6 protein-coding genes are annotated in these 5,395 nt (G+C 63.8%); 5 read left to right on the forward strand and 1 reads right to left on the reverse strand.

Annotated features, from left to right (window positions below):
* A partial coding sequence (locus tag EOC06_RS43795) for an SDR family oxidoreductase (RefSeq protein WP_245470173.1) occupies nt 1–102 on the forward strand: 102 nt, incomplete at its 5' end.
* A 46-nt stretch (nt 103–148) separates the two neighbouring features.
* Nucleotides 149–1,282, forward strand: a complete 1,134-nt coding sequence (locus tag EOC06_RS29040) for a patatin-like phospholipase family protein (protein ID WP_128309415.1) — start codon at nt 149–151, stop codon at nt 1,280–1,282.
* A gap of 21 nt (nt 1,283–1,303) precedes the next feature.
* Here the strand turns inward: EOC06_RS29040 and EOC06_RS29045 are convergent, their stop codons facing one another.
* Nucleotides 1,304–1,903, reverse strand: a complete 600-nt coding sequence (locus EOC06_RS29045; protein WP_128309416.1) for a TetR/AcrR family transcriptional regulator — start codon at nt 1,901–1,903, stop codon at nt 1,304–1,306.
* Nucleotides 1,904–2,025: 122 nt separating this feature from the next.
* Between EOC06_RS29045 and EOC06_RS29050 the strand changes: the two genes are divergently transcribed.
* The 3 genes from EOC06_RS29050 to EOC06_RS29060 are packed head-to-tail and all read left to right on the forward strand — an operon-like array spanning nt 2,026 to nt 5,368.
* A complete protein-coding gene (locus EOC06_RS29050) occupies nt 2,026–2,487 on the forward strand; it encodes a (2Fe-2S)-binding protein (RefSeq protein WP_013529191.1) in 462 nt (153 codons plus the stop codon).
* A gap of 2 nt (nt 2,488–2,489) precedes the next feature.
* Entirely contained in the window at nt 2,490–4,763 is a 2,274-nt protein-coding gene (locus EOC06_RS29055; protein ID WP_128309417.1) for a xanthine dehydrogenase family protein molybdopterin-binding subunit, read from the forward strand.
* Nucleotides 4,760–5,368: a hypothetical protein gene (locus EOC06_RS29060; RefSeq protein ID WP_127323174.1), complete on the forward strand. Its 609-nt coding sequence runs from the start codon at nt 4,760–4,762 to the stop codon at nt 5,366–5,368. Before EOC06_RS29055 ends, EOC06_RS29060 begins: the two co-directional genes overlap by 4 nt.
* The last annotated feature ends 27 nt before the right edge of the window (nt 5,369–5,395 follow it).

Here is a 5,395-nt window from a genome sequence, read left to right on the forward strand (position 1 = left end):
GTGGAGCAGATCGCGGCAGCGGCGGTGTTCCTGTGCTCGGACGCGGCAGCGCAGATCAACGGCACGCACCTCTCGGTCGATGGCGGCTGGACCGCCGCGTGAGGCGCAAAATCTTCTCATCTATCCAAAACGAACCAAGGACGACGCCATGACCAAAAACGGCAAGGCGGAGGAGACAAAGAAGAAGATCAACATCGCGCTTCAGGGCGGCGGCTCGCACGGGGCCTTTTCCTGGGGTGTGCTCGACCGCCTGCTGGAGGACGGACGGCTGGAGATATCAGCAGTGTCCGGCACCAGCGCCGGCGCCATGAACGCGGTGGCGCTGGCCGACGGATATGTGCGCGGAGGTGTCGAGGGAGCGCGGCAGAAACTTGACGATTTCTGGCGCGCGGTGGCGGCCAAGGGCCGGTTCAGCCCGGTACAGCGCATGCCGTGGGATGTCGCCTGGGGCAACTGGTCGATCGAGAATACGCCTGGCTATGTCTTCTTCGACACCATGTCGCGGGTGTTCTCGCCCTATGTCGCCAATCCGCTCGGCCTCAACCCGTTGCGCGACGTGGTTCAGCAGGAGATCGATTTCGACAATGTCCGCGCCTGCAAGTCGATGGAACTGTTCATCTCGGCGACCAATGTCGAGACCGGACAGTTGCGCGTCTTTTCCGATGGCGAGATCGACCTCGACACGGTGATGGCCTCGGCCTGCCTGCCGCAACTGTTCCGTGCTGTCGAGATCAAGGGGGTGCCCTATTGGGATGGCGGCTATGGCGGCAACCCGGCGCTTTATCCGTTCTTCAAGACGGCTGCGACCGAGGACGTGCTTCTGGTGCAGATCAATCCGGTGGTGCGGGAGGGAACACCAAGAAGCGCCAACGAGATCCAGAACCGCATCGACGAGATCGCCTTCAACGCCGGGTTGCTGCGCGAATTCCGCTCGATCGCCTTCGTCAAGGAACTGATCGCCGCCGGCCGTCTGCCGCATGGCGAGTATCGCGACATCCGCATGCACCGCATCGATGCCGACGAGGCGTTCAAGGACCTGTCGGCGTCCTCGAAGGTCAACGCCGAATGGGCGTTTCTGACCTACCTGCGTGATCTCGGCCGCACCGCCGCCAGCGACTGGCTGGAAGAGAATTACGAGGCCGTCGGCAAGCGACCGACGCTCGATCTCTCCGGCGAACTCGATGACGGCTTCAAGCCGGTGCGCGGTCCGGCACCTGGCCGGCGGGTCAAGGAATTCCTCGCTGTGCGCAAAAATCCGGAGGTGGTTCGCCGTCGGGCCTGAACTGAAAACCCGATACTGGTTTCATCGAGCTTTCAAGGTCAGGTCGATCACCCTGATCAGGGCAGCGGCTGCCTGCCGCTGCCCCTCCGGATCTCTGATCCGCGCCTTCATGCCTTCCAGCCCGTCGAGCAGCATGTCGGCAAGCAGTTGCGCCGACAGGCCTCTGGCCGCCAGGTCGACGCCGTTCCTGGCTGCCTCGCGCTCTATCGCGGCGCTGATGTGTTGGCCAAGCCCGCCGCGCCAGCAGCCCACCAGATCGCCAAGGCTCGATTTCATGTCCAGCAATTCGGCGCCGTGCGGCGAAGCAACGACCGCGCCCATCATCGAGATGAATGCCTCGTCGATGGCCCGCATCATGCGCTCGGTGAAAGGGCCATCGCCGGATAGGGCAATCTTTGCCGCCTCGACCGAGCGTGACAGGATCATCATGGCGATGGCGCGGAAAATGTCGGTCTTGTTCTTGAACAGGAGATAGAGCGCCGGGCGCGACATGTCTGCGGCGCGGGCGATATCGTCCATGGTGGTGCGCGAGAAACCATAGGCCAAAAACACCTTCATCGCGCCATCCAGGATACGGACGCGTTTGGGGTCTGTGGCGGTGATGTCTTCGATCTGGTTCATGGAGCAATTCTATCCTGCAAAATCCTATTTGACAAAATGACGAAATTTGTCAATCTGTATTAGGTGAAATGGCCGAGAGGACGCTTCGCCCTTGGCAGCGGACGACAACAAAGGGTATCCCCATGCGCCTTACCGTCGACGGGCAGTCATTCGATATCGATGCCGATCCGGACATGCCGCTGCTGTGGGCGCTGCGCGATCTCATTGGCAAGACCGGGCCGAAATTCGGCTGCGGCATCGCCGCCTGCGGCGCCTGCACGGTGCATGTGGACGGTCAGCCGGTGCGTTCCTGCTCACTCCCGGTTGGGCAGGTCAGCGGCGCCGTCACCACTATTGAAGGCATCGGGACAGCAGGCGGACTGCATCCGGTGCAGCAGGCATGGCTGGAGGAACAAGTCGCGCAATGCGGCTACTGCCAGGCCGGCCAGATCATGAGCGCGGTGGCGCTGCTCGATGAAGTCGCCGACCCAAGCGATGCCGACATCGACAATGCCATGGGCGGCAATCTCTGCCGCTGCGGCACCTATCCCAAAATCCGCTCGGCCATCAAGAAGGCCGCGGCGCTCAAGACGGCGGGTCTCTGACCATGGCCAGTGTCGGAAAGATCGCCCGCCGCACGTTTCTGATCGGCGCTGCCGCTGTCGCGGGCGGCGTTGCCGTCGGCTATTACTACTATCGCAAGCCTTTTCCGAACCCGCTCGAGGCCGAACTCGGCAAGGGCGAGGCGACGTTCAACCCCTATGTGAAGATCGGCGCCGACAACACCATCACCATCGTCGCGCCGCGCGCCGAGATGGGGCAAGGCATCTCGACGACGCTGGCGGCCATGGTCGCCGAAGAGCTCGATGTCGGCCTTGACCGGGTCAAGGTCGAGCATGGACCGGCATCCCATGCCTACTACAACGCCGCGATCCTTCAAGAGGGCGGTCCGTTCGCCTTCTTCGACGAGAGCATGACGGCGCAAGCGGTGCGCTCGGGTCTCGGCGTGGTTGGCAAGTTCCTTGCCCTGCAGGGCACCGGTGGTTCGGCTTCGACACGCGATGGTTTTGACAAGATGCGGCAAGCGGGTGCAGTCGCCCGACAGATGCTGATCGCGGCTGCGGCGCAAGAACTGGGTGTCGCCGCCGCCGATCTGAAAACGGCCGACGGTTCGATCCTGCACAAGGCGTCGGGCAAGTCGCTGACCTATGGCGCGGTCGCCGCGGCCGCCGCCGCGATGGCGTCGCCGGCCGAAGTCAGGCTCAAGGACCGGGCCGACTGGAAGCTGCTGGGAAAGCCGCAAAAGCGCATCGACATGCTGGCCAAGGTGACCGGGGCGCCGATCTTCGGCATCGATGTCAGGCTGCCGGACATGCTCTACGGCACGGTCAAGATGAGCCCGCGCTTCTGGGCCAAGCTGGTCAAGGCGGACCTTTCCAAAGCCGAAAAAATGCCCGGCGTGATCAAGATCGTGCCGCTCGAGACGAATTACGGCCATGGCTTCGGCATCATCGCCGACAATACATGGGCGGCGTTCAAGGCGGCCGAGGCGATCGACGCCCAGTGGTCCGATCCCGAATACCCGCTCGGCAGCGCCGCCATTTCAGATGTGCTGAAGCAGGCGCTTGCCACCAAGGGGTCGGTGATGCGCGACAATGGCGACGTCGATACCGCTTTTGCCGACGCGCCGCGCGAAAGGATCGTCGAGGCAGACTATGCCGTGCCCTATCTGGCGCATGCGACGATGGAGCCGATGAACGCCACGGCGCAGCTCAGGGACGGCGCGCTAGACATCTGGTGCGGGAACCAGGCGCCGACCCTGGTGCGGCAGCTTTGCGCCAACGCGGTCGGCATCGGGCAGGACAAGATCAATGTGCACACCACCTTCATGGGCGGCGGTTTCGGCCGGCGCGTCGAGGTGGATTACGCACTGTGCGCCGCGCTGATGGCGAAGGAGACGGGCGGGCGTCCGGTCAAGGTGACCTGGACGCGTGAAGAAGACATGCGCCACGACGCCTACCGGCCAGCCGCAATAGGCAAGTTCCAGGCGCGGCTCGGCGACGATGGCATGCCGGTGGCCGTCGACATGAAGATGGCCTCGCCATCGGTGATTGCCGGCATGCTGCGCCGGCTGTTCCCCTCGATATCGCCGCTCGGTCCCGACAAGACCATCGTCGATGGCGCCTACGACCAACCCTACTCCATCCCGAATTACCGGGTCACTGGTGTCGCGGCGCCGGTCTCCATCCCTGTCGGCTCCTGGCGCTCGGTCGGCAGCTCGGTCAACGGCTTCTTCCACGAGGGTTTTATGGACGAGATCGCCATTGCCGGAAAAATCGATCAGGTAGAGATGCGCAAGAGACTGATGGCCGCTTATCCCTCGGCGGTGAAGGTGGTGGAGAAAGTCGCCGCGATGGCGAAATGGGGCGAGGCGCTGCCCGCCGGCAAGGCCAGGGGCATGGCCTTCACGCTGTCCTTCGGCAGCTGGGTCGGCGAGATCGTCCAGGTGGCGGACACGCCGGCCGGCATCCGCATCGAGAAGGTGTGGATCGCCGCCGATGTCGGCACCGCGCTCGACCCCGGCATCATCGAGGCGCAGTTGATCTCGGCGGCCATCTACGGTCTTTCGGCGGCGATGGGGCAGGAAATCACCTTCGCCGACGGCATGGTCGAACAGTCGAACTTCCACGATTTCGACGCCATGCGGATCTTCCAGTGCCCGGTATTCGAAGGTGCCATCCTGGAAAACTTCCACAGGATGGGCGGCGTCGGCGAGGTCGGCACACCGCCGGCGGCTCCGGCGCTCGCCAACGCCATCTTCGCGCTCACCGGAAAGCGCATCCGCACGCTGCCGCTGTCGAAAACGGTGGCCTTCGCATGAAGAAGCTCGTCATCATGCTGACGCCTGCTGCCATGCTTGTGCTCGCAGCATCGTTTGCGATCGCGCAAGAGAGCCAGACGCCGGCGCCGGTGGCAGTCGACACAGCAAAAGCCCTGTCCGAATGGGACAAGGTCTATGCGGTGTTCTCGCATCCGCGCTGCGCTGACTGTCATGTCGCGGACGAGCGACCGCGCTGGTCGGGTGCGCATTACGGCGGCACGCGCGTGCACGCCTTCAATGTCCAGCGCGGTGCTGACGGGTCGGGCTTCGGCAGTCCGGGCCTGCGTTGCATGACTTGCCATTTCTCCAGCAATTCCAGGGCATTGCACGGGCCGCCCGGGGCCGAGAACTGGCATCTGGCGCCAGCCGAGATGGCCTGGTTCGGCAAGTCCTCGGCCGAAATCTGTGCCCAGATCAAGGATCCCTTGCGCAATGGCAACCGCAGCTTGAAGGACATCGCGGTGCATGTTCGCGACGACAGACTGGTCGCCTGGGGCTGGGCGCCGGGATCGGGTCGTGAACCGGCTCCGGGCTCCGCCGAAGCGACCTATCAAGCGATCGAAAACTGGGCGGCGGCGGGCGCATCTTGCCCGGTGGCGCAATGATCTTGCAACTTTCAGACTATATTGCGG

Origin of the sequence: Mesorhizobium sp. M7A.F.Ca.MR.362.00.0.0, assembly GCF_004023175.1 — a bacterium.
In the GTDB taxonomy this organism is placed as follows: Bacteria; Pseudomonadota; Alphaproteobacteria; order Rhizobiales; family Rhizobiaceae; genus Mesorhizobium.